Source organism: Leisingera sp. CC-HEC096 (assembly GCF_059429235.1).
Genome location: NZ_JCAIJS010000001.1, coordinates 1,144,475 through 1,162,301, shown reverse-complemented (window position 1 = coordinate 1,162,301; position 17,827 = coordinate 1,144,475). Strand labels below are relative to the sequence as shown.

16 protein-coding genes are annotated in these 17,827 nt (G+C 63.2%); 9 read left to right on the top strand and 7 right to left on the bottom strand.

Translation table 11 applies throughout. The annotated features are described in order from the left end of the window. Positions 1 to 107 precede the first annotated feature (107 nt). Positions 108 to 644: a single-stranded DNA-binding protein gene (ssb, locus tag AC5STI_RS05700; RefSeq protein ID WP_475052410.1), complete on the bottom strand. Its 537-nt coding sequence runs from the start codon at positions 642 to 644 to the stop codon at positions 108 to 110. A gap of 232 nt (positions 645 to 876) precedes the next feature. Here ssb and AC5STI_RS05695 point away from each other — a divergent pair, with 232 nt between their 5' ends. The 3 genes from AC5STI_RS05695 (at position 877) to AC5STI_RS05685 (ending at position 3,539) form a co-directional block, all read left to right on the top strand. Next, the gene (locus AC5STI_RS05695; protein ID WP_475052407.1) at positions 877 to 1,461 is read left to right on the top strand and encodes a lytic transglycosylase domain-containing protein; all 585 of its coding nucleotides are present in this window, start codon (positions 877 to 879) and stop codon (positions 1,459 to 1,461) included. A 125-nt stretch (positions 1,462 to 1,586) separates the two neighbouring features. After that, positions 1,587 to 1,961, top strand: a complete 375-nt coding sequence (locus AC5STI_RS05690) for a hypothetical protein (RefSeq protein WP_495445985.1) — start codon at positions 1,587 to 1,589, stop codon at positions 1,959 to 1,961. Between the two features lie 201 nt (positions 1,962 to 2,162). After that, positions 2,163 to 3,539 carry a tetratricopeptide repeat-containing sulfotransferase family protein gene (locus AC5STI_RS05685; protein ID WP_495445984.1) on the top strand — a complete coding sequence of 459 codons (1,377 nt, stop codon included), beginning with the start codon at positions 2,163 to 2,165 and terminating at the stop codon, positions 3,537 to 3,539. Positions 3,540 to 3,595: 56 nt separating this feature from the next. Here the strand turns inward: AC5STI_RS05685 and AC5STI_RS05680 are convergent, their stop codons facing one another. The 6 genes from AC5STI_RS05680 to miaA all read right to left on the bottom strand — a co-directional run bounded on the left by AC5STI_RS05680 (position 3,596) and on the right by miaA (position 11,961). Continuing rightward, positions 3,596 to 5,686, bottom strand: coding sequence for a dipeptide ABC transporter ATP-binding protein (locus AC5STI_RS05680; RefSeq protein WP_495445983.1), 2,091 nt, complete (start codon positions 5,684 to 5,686; stop codon positions 3,596 to 3,598). A gap of 102 nt (positions 5,687 to 5,788) precedes the next feature. Beyond that, complete coding sequence (locus tag AC5STI_RS05675) at positions 5,789 to 7,003, bottom strand: ABC transporter permease (RefSeq protein ID WP_495445982.1); 1,215 nt, start codon at positions 7,001 to 7,003, stop codon at positions 5,789 to 5,791. Between the two features lie 15 nt (positions 7,004 to 7,018). After that, the gene (locus tag AC5STI_RS05670; RefSeq protein WP_475052395.1) at positions 7,019 to 8,071 is read right to left on the bottom strand and encodes an ABC transporter permease; all 1,053 of its coding nucleotides are present in this window, start codon (positions 8,069 to 8,071) and stop codon (positions 7,019 to 7,021) included. Positions 8,072 to 8,194: 123 nt separating this feature from the next. Continuing rightward, positions 8,195 to 9,859, bottom strand: coding sequence for an ABC transporter substrate-binding protein (locus AC5STI_RS05665; RefSeq protein WP_495445981.1), 1,665 nt, complete (start codon positions 9,857 to 9,859; stop codon positions 8,195 to 8,197). 302 nt (positions 9,860 to 10,161) lie between these two features. Then, complete coding sequence (locus tag AC5STI_RS05660) at positions 10,162 to 10,974, bottom strand: helix-turn-helix transcriptional regulator (RefSeq protein WP_495445980.1); 813 nt, start codon at positions 10,972 to 10,974, stop codon at positions 10,162 to 10,164. 126 nt (positions 10,975 to 11,100) lie between these two features. Then, entirely contained in the window at positions 11,101 to 11,961 is an 861-nt protein-coding gene (gene miaA / locus AC5STI_RS05655; RefSeq protein ID WP_495445979.1) for a tRNA (adenosine(37)-N6)-dimethylallyltransferase MiaA, read from the bottom strand. A gap of 128 nt (positions 11,962 to 12,089) precedes the next feature. Between miaA and pyrH the strand changes: the two genes are divergently transcribed. From pyrH to rseP, 6 genes are all read left to right on the top strand, one after another. Further along, positions 12,090 to 12,839 (top strand): UMP kinase, encoded by a 750-nt coding sequence (gene pyrH / locus AC5STI_RS05650; RefSeq protein ID WP_475052385.1) that lies wholly within the window; start codon positions 12,090 to 12,092, stop codon positions 12,837 to 12,839. A 296-nt stretch (positions 12,840 to 13,135) separates the two neighbouring features. Beyond that, the gene (gene frr, locus AC5STI_RS05645) at positions 13,136 to 13,699 is read left to right on the top strand and encodes a ribosome recycling factor (protein WP_019296156.1); all 564 of its coding nucleotides are present in this window, start codon (positions 13,136 to 13,138) and stop codon (positions 13,697 to 13,699) included. A gap of 9 nt (positions 13,700 to 13,708) precedes the next feature. After that, positions 13,709 to 14,467 (top strand): undecaprenyl pyrophosphate synthase, encoded by a 759-nt coding sequence (uppS, locus tag AC5STI_RS05640; protein WP_490397903.1) that lies wholly within the window; start codon positions 13,709 to 13,711, stop codon positions 14,465 to 14,467. After that, a complete protein-coding gene (locus AC5STI_RS05635) occupies positions 14,464 to 15,240 on the top strand; it encodes a phosphatidate cytidylyltransferase (protein ID WP_490397902.1) in 777 nt (258 codons plus the stop codon). Before uppS ends, AC5STI_RS05635 begins: the two co-directional genes overlap by 4 nt. A gap of 16 nt (positions 15,241 to 15,256) precedes the next feature. Continuing rightward, entirely contained in the window at positions 15,257 to 16,429 is a 1,173-nt protein-coding gene (dxr, locus tag AC5STI_RS05630) for a 1-deoxy-D-xylulose-5-phosphate reductoisomerase (protein ID WP_495445978.1), read from the top strand. A gap of 4 nt (positions 16,430 to 16,433) precedes the next feature. Continuing rightward, complete coding sequence (gene rseP / locus AC5STI_RS05625; protein WP_495445977.1) at positions 16,434 to 17,783, top strand: RIP metalloprotease RseP; 1,350 nt, start codon at positions 16,434 to 16,436, stop codon at positions 17,781 to 17,783. The last annotated feature ends 44 nt before the right edge of the window (positions 17,784 to 17,827 follow it).

The following is a 17,827-nucleotide window of genomic DNA, read 5'->3' as shown; positions in this document are numbered from 1 at the left end:
CCGTTAAAACACCAGAAAGCACCGCGACAATTTGAAAAGCTCCCAAGGCTGACCGCCTGGGAGCTTCTCTGTGTTCGGAATTGGCAGGCTTGCCGAGGCGACTGGCCTTAGAACGGAATTTCGTCGTCGTCGATGTTGTGGGAGGCGCCGCCGCCGTATCCGCCGCCGCTGCTGCTGCCGCCGCCTTGCGAACCGCTGTCATAGCCGCCGCCGTAGCCGCCGCCCTGACTGCCGCCGCCGTAGCCGCCACCGCCCTGGCCGCCGCCGTAACCGCCGCCGCCGCCGCCTTCGCCGCGGCCGTCAAGCATGGTCAGGGTCGAACCGAAGCCCTGCAGCACCACCTCGGTCGAATACCGGTCCTGGCCGCTTTGGTCCTGCCACTTGCGGGTCTGCAGCTGGCCTTCCACGTAGACCTTGGAACCCTTGCGCAGATACTGTTCTGCGACGCGCACCAGGCCCTCGTTGAAAATCGCGACGGAGTGCCATTCGGTCTTTTCGCGGCGCTCGCCGGTGTTGCGGTCCTTCCAGGTTTCCGAGGTGGCGATGCGCAGGTTGCAGACCTTGCCGCCGTTCTGGAAGCTGCGCACCTCGGGGTCGCGGCCCAGGTTGCCGATGAGCATGACTTTGTTGAGTGAGCCGGCCATAGGGTTCCGTCCTTTAGTTTCTGTTCGTCGTGTCCAGCAGCGGCCGGGCTCGAATCCGGCCCCGCCGCGTTCCGGCGACAGTATAGCCCCATGACCAGCGTGAAAAGCAGGCATCTGTGGATGCTTTGGACGCCGCCGGCGCGGGATTTGCGGTGGTTCACGCCTGTGTTGCTTTAATTTTGTTTCGCATTGGGTATATTGCCCGCAGTGGGACAGTATCAGGACAGCGGAAATGCGCAAAGCCGTTGCGGGGTTGGTGATCGCGGTCATGGCAGCAGGGCAGCCAGTTGCGGCCGATGTATTGAGCACAAAAAGCAGGCGCGACCTGTTTGCGGCCCACACCAGGGTTCTGGATGGCCGCGCCGCTGCGCAGTACAAGAATTCTGCCAGGCTGCAGCCGCAGACTTACGGGATTCCCTCCGCCGCGGGCACTCTGCCATATAATGGCAAGTACCGGGGGCAGTATCTGGAGATGGCGCGCGCAGCAGCCCGCCAGCATGGAGTGCCAGAGGACCTGTTCCTGCGGCTGGTGCAGCAGGAGAGCAACTGGAACCCGAATGCCAAGTCCCACAAAGGAGCACTGGGGCTTGCGCAGCTGATGCCTGCCACTGCGCGGGCGCTTGGGGTCAATCCGTCGGTACCAAAGCAGAATCTTGAAGGCGGCGCCCGCTACCTGGCGCGGCAGTTCCGCAAATTCGGCTCCTGGCGGCTGGCTTTGGCGGCGTATAACGCGGGGCCGGAGGCGGTGGTGAAACACGGAGGGGTCCCGCCCTACAAGGAAACCCGCAATTATGTGAGGAAGATCTGGGGCAGCTGAGACGGCTGTTCCCGGCTTGGTTAACCCTGCAGTAACACCCCTTAATGCCCCGTTAACTCCGTTCCAGCGTCACGCATTTGCCTTAATTTTTCGTGAAATTGGCGGCGGGAATTGGAGGGTAAGTGTTGTATATCAATAGCTTCGACGAGCGGATCGGCAGGATCAACTGGCAGCCGAGCCCAGTTCCGACCCGGCAGATGATTGACAGCGTCCTGGCCGGGCGGCTGCCGCGGCAGCCGCGCAGTGCGGTGTCAAGCCTGGCGGGGGCCGTGACGGGTATCCTGATCGGTGTCGGCCTGAAGGGCATGATGCTGCCTGGTTCCTCATGGGGGCCTGGCACCGGGCTGGCCGGCGCTATTGGCGGCAGCCTTGCCCTGGCGGGGCTGGCGGGTTCGGTGGCCGCAGCGCTGTTTGCGGCTGTCAGGGGCAGCCTTGCGCCGAAGCTGCTGCAGTTTGCGTCATTGAACCTCCTGATGATCGCGGTGCTGCTGCTGAGCTGACACCTGTCTGATCCGCGACTGGCTGTGTCCGGTGCTCCAGCAGGTCTCGGCAAGCCGCAGCTGGGCTTCGCGCGTCCTCTTCACTGCTTGTAAAGCTTGTGGCCTTAACCTTGGTCCCAAACGACGGAGCAAGGAGACCCCATGAACCGGGTGCTGGACAAAAGTGCTTTTGCAAAATTTCCCCACAGCGGTTTAGCGGCCGTGGACCAGCTGATGGCCGGGGGCAGGTTTGCTCAGGCGCTGCAACTGCTTATCCCGGTGCTGAGGTCAGACTTTGACGACGCAACAGTGCTGGACCGGGCCGCGGTCTGCTATTTCCGGGTAGGCGATTGCCAGACGGCCTTGAAACTGATGGAACTCCTTCTGGACGTTGTGCCCGCCAACGCGGCAGCCTGGGGAAAGTTCGCCGCCATGAAGGCATCTGCCGGCGACAGGACCGGCGCTGCAGCGGCCTATCGCAAGGCCCTGGAGCTGTCGCCGGAGAATGTCAGTTTCATCGCCGGATTGAACCTGGTGCAGCCGGTTCCGGTCAACAGCCCCCATGTTTCGCGCCTCAAGGCGCTGGCGGCATCCGCCACGGTCTCTGTCGCGGAGCAGGTTCTGGCGCATGCAACCCTTGCCAGGATCGAGGAAAAGCAGGGGAACTTCAAACTGGCATTTGCCCATTACAAATCGGCAAATGAACTGAAGGATGCGGACTACGATGCTGAGAGTGTCGGTACGCGTGTGAAGGATCAGGCCAGGTTTTTTGAGGCTTGCCGCGCCGCTGACGCACAGGCAGATGCTGACGCCTCCCGCATGCTGTTCATCACCGGGATGCCGCGTTCTGGAACCACGCTGGTGGAAAGCTCACTCAGCCGGCATCCAGAGATTTGCAGCATCGGAGAAAGCAGCGCACTGGACAAGACTGCCGGTGCCGTCCGGCAATATGTTGCGGCCCGCGGCGGCGGCACCGGCTGGTGGGATTGGTTCGGTCAGCTCGACGAGGAGGCAATCCGCCAGTTCCGGGCGTATTTCTACCAATGCGCCTTTCAGAACGAGCGTCCGGAGGGGCGTGTCGTGCTCGACAAGATGCCGCTGAACTGCTTCGAACTGGGGCTTGCGCATGTCCTGCTGCCCGATGCCAGGTTCGTGTTCATGTCACGGCATCCGCTGGATACCGGCCTGTCAAACTTCAAAACCAATTTTCACGCGGGCAATGGATTCTCTGCCCGGCTTGAGTGGATCGGCCACATCACCCGCAGTGTTCTGTCGTCGGTTCAGGACTACCAGAGCAAACTGGGCAGCCAATTGCGGATCCAATCCTATGAAGCGCTTGTTTCACACCCCGAGGAGCAGATCCGGGCGCTGCTTGCGCATGCCGGCCTGGACTGGCACGAGGCCTGTTTGCGTCCTGAGGAAAACGAAGCCGCGGTGAACACGGCGTCGCTCCTCCAGGTCCGGGAGAAAATCAACACAGGCGCACTTGGCAAGTGGCGGCGTTACCAGGAAGAGCTTGAGCCTCTGGCCGGTGCGCTTGGCGGATCCGAATGGATCGGCTCATGGCAGGCCTGGGACCGGCAGGCCGCCGGTGCTTGAGTGAAAAAGGCAGGGGCGGGCCCCTGCCTGATGTCTAGACTTGAGATTGCGCGGCTTTACTCAGCGGCGACCTTGATCACCGGTGTCATCCGCTCCAGCACCTCGTCGCTCAGGTGGCATTTGACCTGATGGCCATCACCCAGCTGACGCACCGGCGGCACCTCGCGCTCGCACAATCCGCCCGGCACTTCTGACTTCCAGCGGCAGCGGGTCTGGAACGGGCAGCCCGGGGGCGGGTTCATCGCCGACGGGATGTCGCCTTCCAGAACGATATGCTCCTTTTCGACCGAGGTATCGGCAATCGGCACAGCCGACAGCAGGGCTTCGGTATAGGGGTGGTAGGGCGGTGCGAACACCTGGTCGGTGGTGCCGAGCTCCACCACATGGCCCAAATACATCACCATCACCCGGTCCGACAGGTAGCGCACGATCGACAGGTCGTGGGAAATGAACAGCAGCGTGGTCTTTTCCTTGCGCTGGATCTCCATCAGGAGATCGGTGACGGCAGCCTGCACCGACACGTCCAGCGCCGAGACCGGCTCATCCGCCACGACAATGCGGGCGCCGCCGGCAAAGGCGCGGGCGATGCCCACACGCTGCTTCTGACCGCCCGAGAGCTGCCGCGGCATCCGGTCGGCAAAGGCCCGCGGCAGTTTCACCAGGTCGAGCAGCTCCAGCATCTTCTTGCGGCGTTCGGCCTCGGAACCGCCCACCCCGAAGATTTCCAGCGCCCGCATGATCTGGCGGCCCACAGTCATCGACGGGTTTAGCGTGTCGAACGGGTTCTGGAACACCATCTGCACGTCAGAGACGGTCTTGGTGTCGCGCTCCTCGATCGGGATCTGCTCGATATTGCGGTTATCCAGCAGGATCTGGCCCTCGGTTGCGGTTTCCAGACCCATCAGCACCTTGGCAAAGGTGGATTTGCCGCAGCCGGATTCGCCGACGATGGCGAGGGTTTCAGACTCGCGCGCCTCAAAGCTCAGCGTCTCGTTGGCCTTCACAACCTTCTTCTCACCGCCGCCGAACAGCGCATTGGCGGCAACCTCATAGTATTTCTTGAGGTTGTCCATCTTCAGAACGACGTGGCCGGGCGCGGTCTTTTCCTTCTGCTCGCCCAGCGTCAGCGGCGCGTTCCAGTCGATCTCCTCGAACCGCAGGCAGCGGGTCTCGTGCCGGTCATTGCCCTTTACCGGCCGCATCGGGATCACCTGGTCGGCATCGCAGCGGCCCTCTTCGAAATAGTCGCAGCGGGGGCCGAAGTTGCAGCCAGGCGGCCGCTCGTGGGGCAGGGGGAAGTTGCCGGGGATCGCGACCAGCGGCCGGGCGTTTTTGTCAGCCCCCGGCAGCGGGATCGAGCGGAACAGCGCCTGGGTATAGGGATGCTGCATCTCGTCGAACACGTCGTGGATCGAGCCGCGTTCCACGGCCTCTCCGGAATACATCACGCACAAGCGGTCGCAGGTCTCCAGAACCAGTCCTAGGTTATGGGAGATGAACAGCATCGAGGTGCCGTATTTCTTGCCCAGATCCTTGACCAGCTCAACCACCGCGGCCTCCACCGTCACGTCGAGCGCGGTGGTGGGCTCATCAAGGATCAGCAGCGAGGGCTTAGACATCAGGGCCATCGCGATCACGATACGCTGCTGCTGGCCGCCCGAAAGCTGGTGCGGGAAGGAGTTCAGCATCCGCTCCGGGTCGGGCAGGCGCACGTCGGTGACCACTTCCAGGGCGCGCTGATAGGCTTCCTTCTCGCTGACGCCTTCGTGGATCATCGGCACTTCCATCAGCTGCTTGCCGATCTTCATCGCCGGATTGAGCGAGGCCATCGGCTCCTGATAGATCATCGCGATCTCATTGCCGCGGATGTCGCGCAGCTCTTCTGCGCTCATCTCGCTCAGGTCGCGCCCCTTGAACTTGATGGTGCCGCCGACAATGCGGCCGTTTTTGCCCAGGTCCTGCATCACCCCCAGCGCCACGGTGGATTTGCCGCAGCCGCTTTCGCCGACCAGGCCCACGGCCTCGCCCGGCTGCACCGCCACGGAGAAATCCATCACCGCGGGGATTTCGCGCAGACGGGTGAAGAAGGAGATCGACAGCTTGTCAATCTCCAGGATCGGGCCGTTGTAGTCTGCCATTTTGATCATGTTCTTGTCTCCCTGTTGAGGCTGGAAGGGACGGGATCCCTTTCATCTGGCCTCAAATATCCCGGGGGTCCGGGGGCTGGCCCCCGGTCCCGCCGGTTCGGATCAGTCTTTCAGGCTCTCTTCGCGCAGGCCGTCGGCCAGCAGGTTCAGACCAAGCACCAGTGTCAGCAGCGCGAAAGCAGGCGGCAGCGCCGGGTGCAGGTAGATCGACAGCAGCTTGCGCCCGTCGTTGATGGTCGATCCCCAATCCGGGCTTTCCGGCGGCAGGCCAAGGCCAAAGAAGCCCAGAGTACCCAAGAGGATGGTGGTGTAGCCGATGCGCAGGCAGAAATCGACGATCAGCGGTCCGCGGGCGTTGGGCAGGATCTCCCACAGCATGATGTACCAGGGGCCTTCGCCGCGGGTCTGGGCGGCCGCCACATAGTCGCGGGTTTTGATGTCCAGCGTCAGGCCGCGCACGATGCGGAACACCGTGGGCGAGTTGACGAAGACAACAGACACGAACACCACCAGGATACCGCCAGGGATATCAAAGAGGTCCATCGCCCGGGGCAGGCCCCAGATCGCGTATTCCGGCGTGTTGATCAGGTAGCCGCCGTTGGACACCAGCTGCAGGTAGAACCAGATGATGGTCCCGAGCACAACCGGCAGCAGCCAGTTGCGCAGCTTGGGGCGGGTGTAATAGCGCGAGTTCAGCAGCACCCCGACAAAGATGATCGGGAAGATGAACAGAACGATCGCCATATAGTTCGGCACGCCGGTGGCAACGATTTCGGGTGTGACCAGCAGGTAGAACAGCAGGATCACCGGGAAGGCCAGGATCAGGTTCGCCGCAAAGGACAGGACGGTGTCCAGCTTGCCGCCGTAATAGCCCGCGGGCAGGCCCAGGGTGATCCCCACCATAAAGGCAAAGACCGCGGCCATCGGGGCAATCTTGATGACTTCCCAGGCGCCTTTCACAAGCCGGCTGAACACGTCGCGGGCCAGGTTGTCGCCGCCCAGCAGGTAATACTGGTACTCTTCTTCGCCTGCACCGCGCACCGGGGTGCCGGGCAGCTTGTTCTTCATGCCCGAGACCTGGGTCAGCGGGTCATGGGTGACGATCATGTCCATGGCACCGTAGATGCCGGTGAACACCCAGAACATCACCAGTCCGAAGCCGATCATGCCGATGGGGCTGTCAAACAGTTTGCCGTAAAGACCCAGCCGCCGTTTGAAGCCGATCGAGAGTGCAAACAGGATCACCAGTGAAATCCAGACCGGCGACAGCTGGTAGATGATCCGCAGGGTGATTTCAAAAAAACCAAGAGGTTCCATGCTCAGCTGCCTTCCTTAAGAGATCCGGATACGCGGGTTCAGGTACACATAGCCGATATCGGAGATCAGCTGGGTGACCAGCACCACGACGACTGAGACCACGGAGACGGCCAGCAGCAGTTCGATGTCATTGTTGCCCGCCGCTTCCACCAGCACCCAGCCGAAGCCCTTGTAGTTGAACAGGGTTTCGACGATCACCACGCCATTCAGCAGCCATGGGAACTGCAGCATGATGACGGTGAAGGGGGCAATCAGCGCGTTCCTGAGCGCATGCTTCAGAACGATGTTGTGGAAGCTCACGCCCTTGAGGCGCGCGGTGCGGATGTATTGCGCCGTCATCACCTCGGTCATCGAGGCGCGGGTCATCCGGGCGATGTATCCCATGCCGTAAAGCGCAATGGTCAGCACCGGCAGGAAGAAATTCTCAAATGTCGGATTATCCATCGCTGAGGTTGCGGTGCCCTTGAACCACTTCAGACCGACCGTGGACGACGTGAACACGGCGATGAAGATCACGCCCGAGACGTATTCGGGCGTTGCCGTGGTCAGGATCGACGCGGTGGACAGGGTCCGGTCGGTGGCCGAGCCCTCGCGCATGCCCGCCAGAACGCCGATGATCAGTGCCGATGGCACCATCAGCACCAGCACCCAGAACATCAGGCGGCCGGTGTTGCCGAGCCTTTCGGTGATGATTGACGAGACTTCATCCTTGAACCGGGTCGAATATCCCCAGTCGCCTTGCAGAATGCCGCAGAATGTGGGGGCTTCGGCGGCTTGCTCTGCACTGACAGCGCCAGTGATGCAGCGGCCGGTGATGCCTGTCTCGGTCTCGCGGGTCCAGCCCGGCAGCACACCGAGCCACTGGCCGTACTTGGAGACCATCGTGCCGCCATAGCCGTTGGCATCCAGCCAGCTGGCCACAGCCTCATCCGACATACGGAAGTTGCCTTGGGTTTTGGCGAGTTTCTCAAGGTTAGGGTAGAGGTTCGTCAGGAAAAACACGATGAACGTCAGGCACAAGGCCGTCAGCAGCATCACGCCCGAGCGTCGGAGAATGAAAAGTCCCATGGGGTCCCCTGTCAGTCTGGCGGATCGGACCCGTGCGCAGGTGCGGGTCTCTTATCGTCTTAGCTGGATCGCACCGCCCCGGGCGGGGCGGTGCAGGAGGCCGGAGCGGAGCCGGGAGCCGGCTTAAGCGGCCCAGCCCCACTTGTAGTGGTGATGCTCGAAGGACACGTGCATGTCCGCGCCCATGACACCTTCGCGCATGTGGCGGTACAGCGAGCGCCAGTACGGCTGGATGGTCACGCCTTCCTCCTGGATCAGCATCTCACCCTTCTTGGCGATCTCGCGGCGCTTGTCCGCGTCGGCAATCGACAGGGCTTCGGCCAGCAGGGCGTCGAACTCCTCGTTCGCCCAGCCGAACTCATTCCAGGCTTCGCCGGACTTGTAGGCCAGCGCCCAGATCTGCACGCCCAGGGGGCGGTGGTTCCAGTTGGTGGAGGAGAACGGGTATTTCGCCCAGTCGTTCCAGAAGGTCGAGCCCGGCAGCACGGTCCGCTTCACCTTGATGCCAGCGTCGCGCAGCTGCGCGGCAACCGCGTCGGTGGTGTTCCGGCGCCAGTCGTCGTCGATCGACAGCAGCTCATGCTCGAAGTCCAGCATGCCTGCTTCTTCCATCAGCGCGCGGGCGCCTTCCGGGTCCACTTTCTGCGGCGGCAGTTCGGCGTATTCCGGGTGGATCGGGCCGACATGGTGGTTTTCCGCAGGCTCGCCGCGGCCGCCATAGCCCAGTTCCAGGCAGACCGAGTTGTCGACCGCCATCTGGATCGCCTTGCGGACGCGCTTGTCTGCGTAAGGCTTCTTGCCGTCGATTTCCGCCAGCTGGTTGGGACGGATCACGATCGAGGACATGGTCACGACTTCAGACTTCTTGTAGCCGAGGCCGTCCATCACATCGATGAATTCGCCAACCGATTCATAGAGCATGTCGACTTCATCGGATTCCAGCGCCGCAAGCCAGGACGACGGATCGGTGCCGAAGTCGATGTATTCGATGCGGTCCAGCGCAGGCTTGCCAAATTCGGCTTCGCCCCACCAGGTGTGGTCCGTATTGCGCTCCAGTGCCGCCTTCACGCCCACTTCCAGTTCGGTCAGCACGTAAGGGCCAGTGCCGACGTTGCTCAGGAAGTCGTTGGTCTGGAAGGAGGAATGCACAATGGCTGCCGGATAGTCGGCCATGCCGGCGATCAGCGAAATGTCCGAGGACGGCAGGTTCAGCTTCACGGTGTGGCTGTCCACCACCTCGATGCCGCCTTCGACGGCCTGGCCGCTGTCGGCGTCGATCAGGGTGCCGAAACGGCCGGCCATGGAGTTGCCTTCGACCGACTTGTCGCACCAGCCGGCGATGTTGCGGGCCACGTCCTCTGCGGTGAAATCGTCGCCGTTGTTCCACTTGACGCCCTGGCGGACATTCAGCGTGTATACGGTGGCGTCTTCGTTGATTTCCCAGCTTTCCAGCAGCATCGGGCTGATGGAGCCGTCATTGTTGTATTCCACCAGGTATTCCTGGGTGCCGCGGGTCAGGTTGCCCATCTGCGACCAGTCGTAGGTGCGCGGGTCCTTGAGCGGCCGGACTTCCATCTGCACGCGCAAGGTGCCGCCTTCCTGCATGCCTTCAGCGGCCTTGGCCGGCGCGGCCAGGCCAATCATGCCATAGGCTGCAGTTGCGGTTACACCCAGGGCGGTGGTGCGGGTCAGAAATTCGCGGCGGCCGAGCTTGCCCTCCAGAACTTCCTTGGCATGCATTTTTGCTGCCCAGTGCACCGGGGCTCCGTTGATAGTGTCTTTGGTCATTTAGGTCTCCCTGTTGTAGCGTTTGTTTGTATTATCTTACGAAACGGCTATCGGCTCAGCGGCTGGCTGAGCGTTTGTGAAGCACGTTTCGGATTAAAGTTTCCCCATAGCTGCATTCGGGCAGAGATATGCCCTTTCGTCAATGCACAGTTTCGTCGTTTCACGGTAGAAATACGACATTTGCGGCGTCGTTTTTGTAAACGGAAAGGGCATACGGCCGCATACTGTTCAAAACTGCCCAGTAATAGGGGCCAAACCAGGTGCCAGCTGGCAAACATGCGAGAATCTGCAAGCGGATCAACCTATTGGGATTTCGCGCGTGCTTTTTTGCGCAGGGCGCTTGGGGACTGGCCGGTGTGCTGCGTGATGAATCTGGTGAAATATGCGGCGCTGCCGAAGCCCAGCTGGGAGGCGATGTCGCGAATGGCCAGGTCGGAGGCGATCAGCAGAGTGCGTGCGGAATGAAGCTGGCGTTCGGTCAGCAGGGCAGCGGCGGTCCTGCCGGTCTCGGCCTTGCAGACCCGCGTCAGGTGGGTCGGCGTCACTTGGAGAGCTGCGGCATGATCCGCCATTGCAGCCTGCCGGTCCTGCAGCCCGGCCACGCGCTGGCAATAGGCCCGGCACAGGCGCTGCGCCGCAGTCTGGCGCGCGGAGTGCGCGCCGGGGTCCGGCTGGCGCCTCAGGGTGATGGCGGCCAGTTCGCACTGCGCCTGCACGGCGCGCCGCCAGAACGGTGCCTGTGCGGCCTGCTCGCGGCTGATCGCTTCGAACAGGGTGGTCAGCCGGGTCTGCTCCTGGAGGCTGGTGAAGCGTCTGTGGCAGGGCGTTTCGGGAAAGGGCGGCAGCAGCGGACCGGTCATCGTCAGAACGTGGCCCAGGCACTGGCGGGAGAACTCTGCAGACCACAGTGTGCCAGCCGGGATGAAGATGGCGCTGTGCGGCCCGAATCCGCGCTGCCCGCCATTGAGACACATACGGCCCTGTCCGCGGGTGATCCAGATCAGCAGGTGTTCGCGGCGGCTGTGCGACAGCGAGGTCTGCCAGGCGCCGTCAGGGCTTAGGCTGAGAAGCGGGGCGGTATGAATGTCCCCGGAAAAATCTGGATCAAATGGCATCTGTTGCCTTGGGCAGTAAAAAAGATTGCCGCAACAGGCCAGAAAACGCTGATTCTGGCAAGTTTCCGCCGGAAAAAGCGGAAACTGAGAGGTATTTTACTGACCCGCCTGCTGGGCGCCGTCCGTTTACGGCAGCGCCACCTGCCGCCAATCCTTCATCCGGGCGCGGAACCAGCTGCGCTGGCGCTTGGCAAACTGCCGGGTGGCGATGGCGGCGTGCTCTTCGGCCTCCGCCAGGGTGAGCTGCCCCCGGGCATAGCCCATCAGCTCCGGCACCCCGATCGCCTTGCAGGAGGGCAGGGCGGGGTCATAGCGGTCCTGCATCGCCTCAATCTCTGCCATTGCGCCCTGATCCAGCATCAGGCCGAACCGCTTGCGGATGCGGCCCTCAAGCCACGCCTTGTCCGAATTCAGCACCATTGCGGTGCAGCGGGACAGCGGCAGCGCCGGGGCAGGGGTGTCGTCCTGCCAGCTGGCCAGCGGGCGTCCGGTGGCCTTGAGCACCTCCCACGCGCGCTGAACACGGGCGCGGTTTTGCAGATCAATGCGGCTGGCGGTTTCGGAGTCGAGCTCTGCCTTCAACGCCTCCAACGGCATCGCGTCGCCCTCGGCCCGCACCGCAGGCGGCGTGGGCGGGATCTCGGCCATGCCTTCGGTCAGCGCGGTGAAATACAGGCCAGTGCCGCCGACGATAATCAGCCGCTCCGGGCCGTCCAGCAGCGGCAGCACCTCGCGCAGCCAGTGGCCGGCCGAATATTCCGCGTCATACGCCACATGGCCGTACAGCGCATGCGGCGCCTGGGCTTCCTCCTTTGGCGAGGGGCGGGCGGTGATCACACGCCAGCAGTCATAGACCTGGCTGGCATCAGCGTTGACGATGATGCCGCCCTGACGGGCGGCAATCTCCAGCGCCAGGGCGGACTTCCCGGAGGCGGTGGGGCCTGCGATCAGCACAGGCAGATCCGGGTCGATGTCGGGCAGGTTCATGCGGTTGCGATCCGTCTTTGATGCCGGTTCCGCAAAACTCGGCGGAAACCGCGCTGCGCGCATTGAAACCCGCAGCGATTTACTCCATTTTGCGCGCAAATTAACCCTCACATCTTCTGGAGCGCAACATGCCTCAACCGCAAGACAAGCCGGAGCTGGATCCGGCCGCCGCCTATAAACGCGTCATGCTGAAAATTTCCGGCGAGGCATTGATGGGCGACCAGGGGTTCGGCCTTCATCCGCCGACCGTGCAGCGCATCGCCCGCGAGGTGAAGTCGGTGCGCGACATGGGCGTCGAGATCTGCATGGTGATCGGTGGCGGCAACATCTTCCGCGGACTGTCCGGCTCGGCCCAGGGGATGGAGCGCACCACTGCCGACTACATGGGGATGCTGGCCACGGTGATGAACGCGCTGGCGATGCAGTCGGCACTGGAAGGCATGGGTGTCTTTACCCGGGTGATCTCGGCTATCCGCATGGATGAGGTGGCGGAACCCTACATCCGCCGCCGTGCCGTGCGCCACCTGGAGAAGAAGCGGGTCTGCATCTTTGCGGCCGGCACCGGCAACCCTTACTTCACTACCGACACCGCTGCGACGCTGCGCGCCAATGAAATGGCGTGCGAGGCGATCTTCATGGGCAAGAACGGCGTCGACGGCGTTTATGACAAGGACCCCAAGGAACACCCGGACGCGGTCCGCTACGACGAGATCAGCTATGACGACGTCTTCGCCAAGCGGCTGAAGGTGATGGATGCCTCTGCCATTGCGCTGGCCCGCGACAACAACCTGCCGCTGATCGTCTTCCCGCTGGATGAGCCGGGCGGATTCCGCGGTATCCTGTCGGGTCAGGGAACCTACACGAAGGTCCAGGGCTAACCGCCTCTTACACTGCGGGAATCTGAGCGCGGGCTTTAATTTCGGCCCGCGTTCTTTCTGCCGCAGGCAGGGACCGGCCGGGACCGGCGTCCGCAGCCCGCAATCTGGTCCCGCCCGGCCGCAGCAATAGCAGGAAAAGCGTTGCGGACGGGCTATTTGCAAGGATGCGGGAGCGCGCGCCGGAGCACCGTATCGCTCAAGGGGGGCGGCAATTCCCCCGCATGATCGCTATACATCAGCCTTCCAATGGCTTATGAGCCAAGGGAAGACCGCCTCAGATAAGGGGAGAGAGCAGCATGTCTGATGATTTTGAACTGGATACCGATGATCTGAAACGCCGCATGGACGGCGCCATGGCCAACCTGCGCACTGAATTTGCATCGCTGCGCACCGGCCGCGCCTCGGCCTCGATGCTGGAGCCGGTGATGGTGGATGCCTACGGCTCGCCGACACCGATCAACCAGGTCGGCACCGTCAACGTGCCTGAGCCGCGCATGGTCACCATCAATGTTTGGGATAAGGGCCTGGTCGGCAAAGTGGAAAAAGCGATCCGCGAATCCGGCCTGGGCATTAATCCGCAGCTGAACGGCACCATTATCATGCTGCCGATCCCGGAGCTGAACGAGGAACGCCGCCGCGAGCTGGGCAAGGTTGCCGGCCAGTACGCCGAGCACGCCCGCGTGTCGATCCGCAACGTCCGCCGCGACGGTATGGACCAGATCAAGAAGGCCAAGGCCGACGGCATGTCGGAAGATGATCAGAAGTTCTGGGAAGCTGAGGTGCAAGAGCTGACCGACAAGATGATAAAACATGTGGACGAGGCGCTTGAGACCAAGCAAGCCGAGATTATGCAGGTCTGACGGCGCATTATGCCGGGAGATGCAAATCCGCAGATGAGCCCCGCCGGAGAAGCTCCGGCGGTCCGCTCTGGCCCGCGCCACGTGGCCATCATCATGGACGGCAATGGCCGCTGGGCGCAGGCCCGCGGGCGGCCAAGGCTGTTTGGCCACCATGCCGGTGCGCGCCGGGTTCGTGAAGTTGTCGAGTGCTGCCCAAGTCTGGGCGTGGAATATCTGACCATTTTTGCCTTCTCGACCGAAAACTGGAAACGCACACAGACCGAAGTGGCCGGTCTGATGAGCCTGTTCCGCCGCTATATCTCCAAGGAAATGAATGCCTTGGCAGAAAAGAATGTCCGGGTGCGCTTTATTGGCGACCGGGTGCGGCTGGATGCCAAGCTGATTGACCTGATGGACAAGCTTGAGCGCAAGACCGAGGGCAACGGCGGCACTCAGCTCACCATCGCTCTGAACTATGGCGGCCGCGATGAGGTGGCCCGGGCCACCAAGCGGCTGGCGCGGGATGTGGCCGAGGGCCGCCTGGACCCGGAAAACGTCGATGAGGAAACCCTGCCGCGCTATCTGGACACCCATGTGCTGCCGGACCCGGATCTGGTGATCCGGACCAGCGGCGAGGCGCGGATTTCGAACTTCCTGCTGTGGCAGTCGGCCTATGCGGAGTATGAGTTCATCGACACCCTGTGGCCGGATTTCACCGCTGAGGAACTGGCGCGGCTGTGCGGCAGCTATGGACGCCGCGACCGCCGCTTCGGGGCCGTCAAGACATGAGCGCTGCCAAGGGCCGCTGGGCCGACCTGCTGCCGCGGGTGCTGTCGGCCATCGTGATGGTCCTTGCGGGCGGCTATGCCGTCTGGGCCGGCGGGCTGGTCTTTGACGGAATGATCGCGCTCTGCTGCGGCGGCATGATCTGGGAACTGGTGCGGATGCTGGCGCCGGAACGCGGCGGCCTTGCGCTGCAGCTGGGCGCAGTCTCTGCCGTTGCGGTGCTGCTGGCGGCGCTGCTGCCGGTGATCTGGGTGGTTCCCTTGCTGGCTGCGCCGGTTGCGGCCGGCTTCAGCCAGTTCGAACGCAACCGCCACTATTTCTCCGGCTGCGCGATCTGGGTCCTGTTTGCGGGCTTCGGCTTCATCTGGCTGCGCGGCCAGATGGGGGTCGAGTGGATGCTGTGGCTGATCGGCATTGTGGTTGCGACCGATGTGGCAGGGTATTTTGCGGGCAAGATCATTGGCGGGCCCAAGTTCTGGCCGCGCGTCAGCCCCAAGAAGACTTGGAGCGGCACCGCTGCCGGCTGGCTGGCCGCCGCCCTCGTGGGCGCACTGTTTGCCGCGCAGATGGGGCTGGGCTTTGGTATCGTGGTGCTGTCAGTGCTGCTGGCGATGGCCAGCCAGGCCGGCGATGTTGCGGAAAGCGCGCTGAAGCGGAAGATGGGCGTCAAGGATTCCAGCGCGCTGATCCCCGGGCACGGCGGGCTGTTCGACCGTTTCGACGGGATGCTGGGCGCCGCGGCCATGTTCCTGGCCGTGACCGCCATCTGGGGATAACCAGGCAGGAAGAACTATGCGGAACGTTTCGATTTTCGGCGCTACCGGGTCGATCGGGCAGAACACCATCGACCTGATCCGGCGCGCGCCTGAAGCCTATGATGTCGTGGCCCTGACCGGCGGCGCCAATATCGCGCAGCTGGCGGAGGACGCCATCGCGCTGCGGGCTGAGGTGGCTGTCACCGCTTATGAAGACCGTCTGCCCGATTTGCGCGCGGCGCTGGAAGGGTCCGGCGTAGAGGCCGCCGCAGGGCAGGCGGCCCTGGTCGAGGCCGCAGCGCGCCCGGCAGACTGGATCATGTCGGCCATCGTCGGCGCGGCTGGTTTGGCTCCGGGACTGGAGGCGCTGAAGCACGGCACAACCTTGGCGCTGGCAAACAAGGAGTCGCTGGTCTGCGCAGGACGGCTGCTGCTGGAAACAGCGGAAAAGCATGGCGCCCGGCTGCTGCCGGTGGACAGCGAGCATTCGGCGGTGTTCCAGGGACTGGTCGGCGAGGACATCGAAGCGGTCGAACGGGTTGTCATCACCGCCTCAGGCGGGGCGTTCCGCGACTGGCCGCTGGAGGATCTGCCTAAAGCGACCCTGGCGCAGGCGTCCTCGCACCCCAACTGGGACATGGGGCAGCGGATCACCATCGATAGCGCGTCGATGTTCAATAAGGCGCTGGAAGTCATTGAAACCCGGGAATACTTCGGTGTGCGCCCGGATCAGATCGAGGTGCTGGTGCATCCCGAATCCCTGGTTCACGCTCTGGTCGGTTTCAACGACGGGGCGCTGATGGCGCATCTGGGAGCGGCGGACATGCGGCACGCCATCGGCTATGCGCTGCATTGGCCGGACCGCCAGCATCTGCCGGTTGAACGGCTGGACCTGGCCCGGATCGGCCAGCTGAATTTCCGCGCCCCTGACCCCGCCCGCTATCCGGCGCTGCGGCTGGCCTATGAGGTGATGGAGCGGGGCGGAATGATGGGCGCGGCGTTCAATGCGGCCAAGGAGCAGGCGCTGGATGAGTTCATTGCCGGCCGCATCCGCTTTACCGAAATGGCCGCGGTAACCGAGGCCGTGCTGGAGCGGTTTGCGGCGGAGAGCGGCCTCATCGATGCCGCAATGACACTTGATAACGTGACCCGGGTTGACCATCTCGCACGTCAAGAGGCCGTCAGGGCCGCAGAAAAACACATAGGGTAGATCTTTGGACATACTTGCTTTTGTCCCGCAGTTTGGCGGTTTTCTTTATACGATCGCCAGCTTTGTCATCGCGCTGTCGGTGATTGTGGCCGTTCATGAATACGGCCACTACATCGTCGGCCGCTGGTCGGGCATTCACGCAGAAGTGTTCTCGATCGGTTTCGGCCCGGTGCTGTGGAGCCGGGTGGACAAGCATGGCACCCGCTGGCAGATCGCGGCGCTTCCCTTTGGCGGCTACGTGAAGTTCCTTGGCGATGCCGATGCGGCCTCGGGCAAGGATGCGCAGGCTATGCAGGCGGCTGCGGAGGATCCGGAGCACCTGCGCCGGACCATGCATGGCGCCCCCCTTTGGGCCCGCTCGGCAACCGTCGCGGCCGGCCCGGTCTTCAACTTCGTGATGTCGGCAATCATCTTTGCCGCCGTTGCCATGTCGCAGGGGGTGATGCGTGATCCGCTGACCGTTGGGGACATGGCGCCGCTGCCAGGTGTCGAAAGCGGGCTGCAAGAGGGGGATGAGCTGATTGCAGCAGGCGGCTTGGCGGTACCAAGCTACCTGGATGCCGATGCCTGGGAAGATTTCCGCAAAGAACTGCCGCAGCAGCAGCCGCTGGAGTACCAGGTGCGCCGCGGCGGGTCTGAGCTCAGTGTCAGCGGTCCGTATCTGTATCCGCCCTATGTCCGCGGCGTGGTACCGCGCAGCGCAGCATCGGACGCCGGGTTGCAGCCGGAAGACCTGATCGTCGCCGTAGACGGCAAGCCGCTGGTGTCCTTCGACCAGCTGAAGGAGCACGTGGAAGCCGCAGACGGCAAGGTTCTGGTGCTGGATGTGCTGCGCGGCGGCGAAAGTGTCGAAATGGCCCTGGCGCCCCGCCGCACGGATGAGCCGCTGCCGGACGGCGGCTTTACCACCCGCTGGCGGATCGGCATCATCGGCGGGCTGGCGTTTGAGCCTGCAACCGACTCGGCCGGCTTTGGCGAGTCTCTGGCGGCTGGCGCCTACCAGGTCTGGGCAGTGGTCGAGACTTCCCTGTCAGGTCTGAAGCATATGATCACAGGCGCCATCAGCACCTGCAACTTGTCGGGTCCGATCGGCATCGCCGAAACCTCCGGCGCGATGGCCAGCCAGGGGGCGGAAAGCTTTATCCGCTTTATCGCTGTGCTGTCGACCGCAGTCGGGCTGTTGAACCTGTTCCCGGTGCCTGCGCTGGATGGCGGCCACCTGATGTTCTACGCCTATGAGGCTGTGGCGGGCCGTCCGCCAAGCGACCGGGCGGTGCGGGTGCTGATGTCGCTCGGCATTGCCATCGTGCTGTCGCTGATGGTGTTCGCGATCGGCAACGACCTGTTCTGCTGATCCGGCAGGCGGGAGTGCCAAGGGGCGGCCACGGTGCCGCCCAA

Excerpts from the sequence above, each read along its gene's own strand:
- AC5STI_RS05635 (WP_490397902.1), top strand. The coding sequence starts at position 14,464 with ATGAGCGCTGCCAAGGGCCGCTGGGCCGACCTGCTGCCGCGGGTGCTG.
- frr (WP_019296156.1), top strand. The coding sequence starts at position 13,136 with ATGTCTGATGATTTTGAACTGGATACCGATGATCTGAAACGCCGCATG.
- ssb (WP_475052410.1), bottom strand. The coding sequence starts at position 644 with ATGGCCGGCTCACTCAACAAAGTCATGCTCATCGGCAACCTGGGCCGC.
- miaA (WP_495445979.1), bottom strand. The coding sequence starts at position 11,961 with ATGAACCTGCCCGACATCGACCCGGATCTGCCTGTGCTGATCGCAGGC.
- dxr (WP_495445978.1), top strand. The coding sequence starts at position 15,257 with ATGCGGAACGTTTCGATTTTCGGCGCTACCGGGTCGATCGGGCAGAAC.
- AC5STI_RS05675 (WP_495445982.1), bottom strand. The coding sequence starts at position 7,003 with ATGGAACCTCTTGGTTTTTTTGAAATCACCCTGCGGATCATCTACCAG.
- AC5STI_RS05670 (WP_475052395.1), bottom strand. The coding sequence starts at position 8,071 with ATGGGACTTTTCATTCTCCGACGCTCGGGCGTGATGCTGCTGACGGCC.
- AC5STI_RS05695 (WP_475052407.1), top strand. The coding sequence starts at position 877 with ATGCGCAAAGCCGTTGCGGGGTTGGTGATCGCGGTCATGGCAGCAGGG.
- AC5STI_RS05665 (WP_495445981.1), bottom strand. The coding sequence starts at position 9,859 with ATGACCAAAGACACTATCAACGGAGCCCCGGTGCACTGGGCAGCAAAA.
- uppS (WP_490397903.1), top strand. The coding sequence starts at position 13,709 with ATGCCGGGAGATGCAAATCCGCAGATGAGCCCCGCCGGAGAAGCTCCG.
- AC5STI_RS05680 (WP_495445983.1), bottom strand. The coding sequence starts at position 5,686 with ATGATCAAAATGGCAGACTACAACGGCCCGATCCTGGAGATTGACAAG.
- pyrH (WP_475052385.1), top strand. The coding sequence starts at position 12,090 with ATGCCTCAACCGCAAGACAAGCCGGAGCTGGATCCGGCCGCCGCCTAT.
- AC5STI_RS05660 (WP_495445980.1), bottom strand. The coding sequence starts at position 10,974 with ATGCCATTTGATCCAGATTTTTCCGGGGACATTCATACCGCCCCGCTT.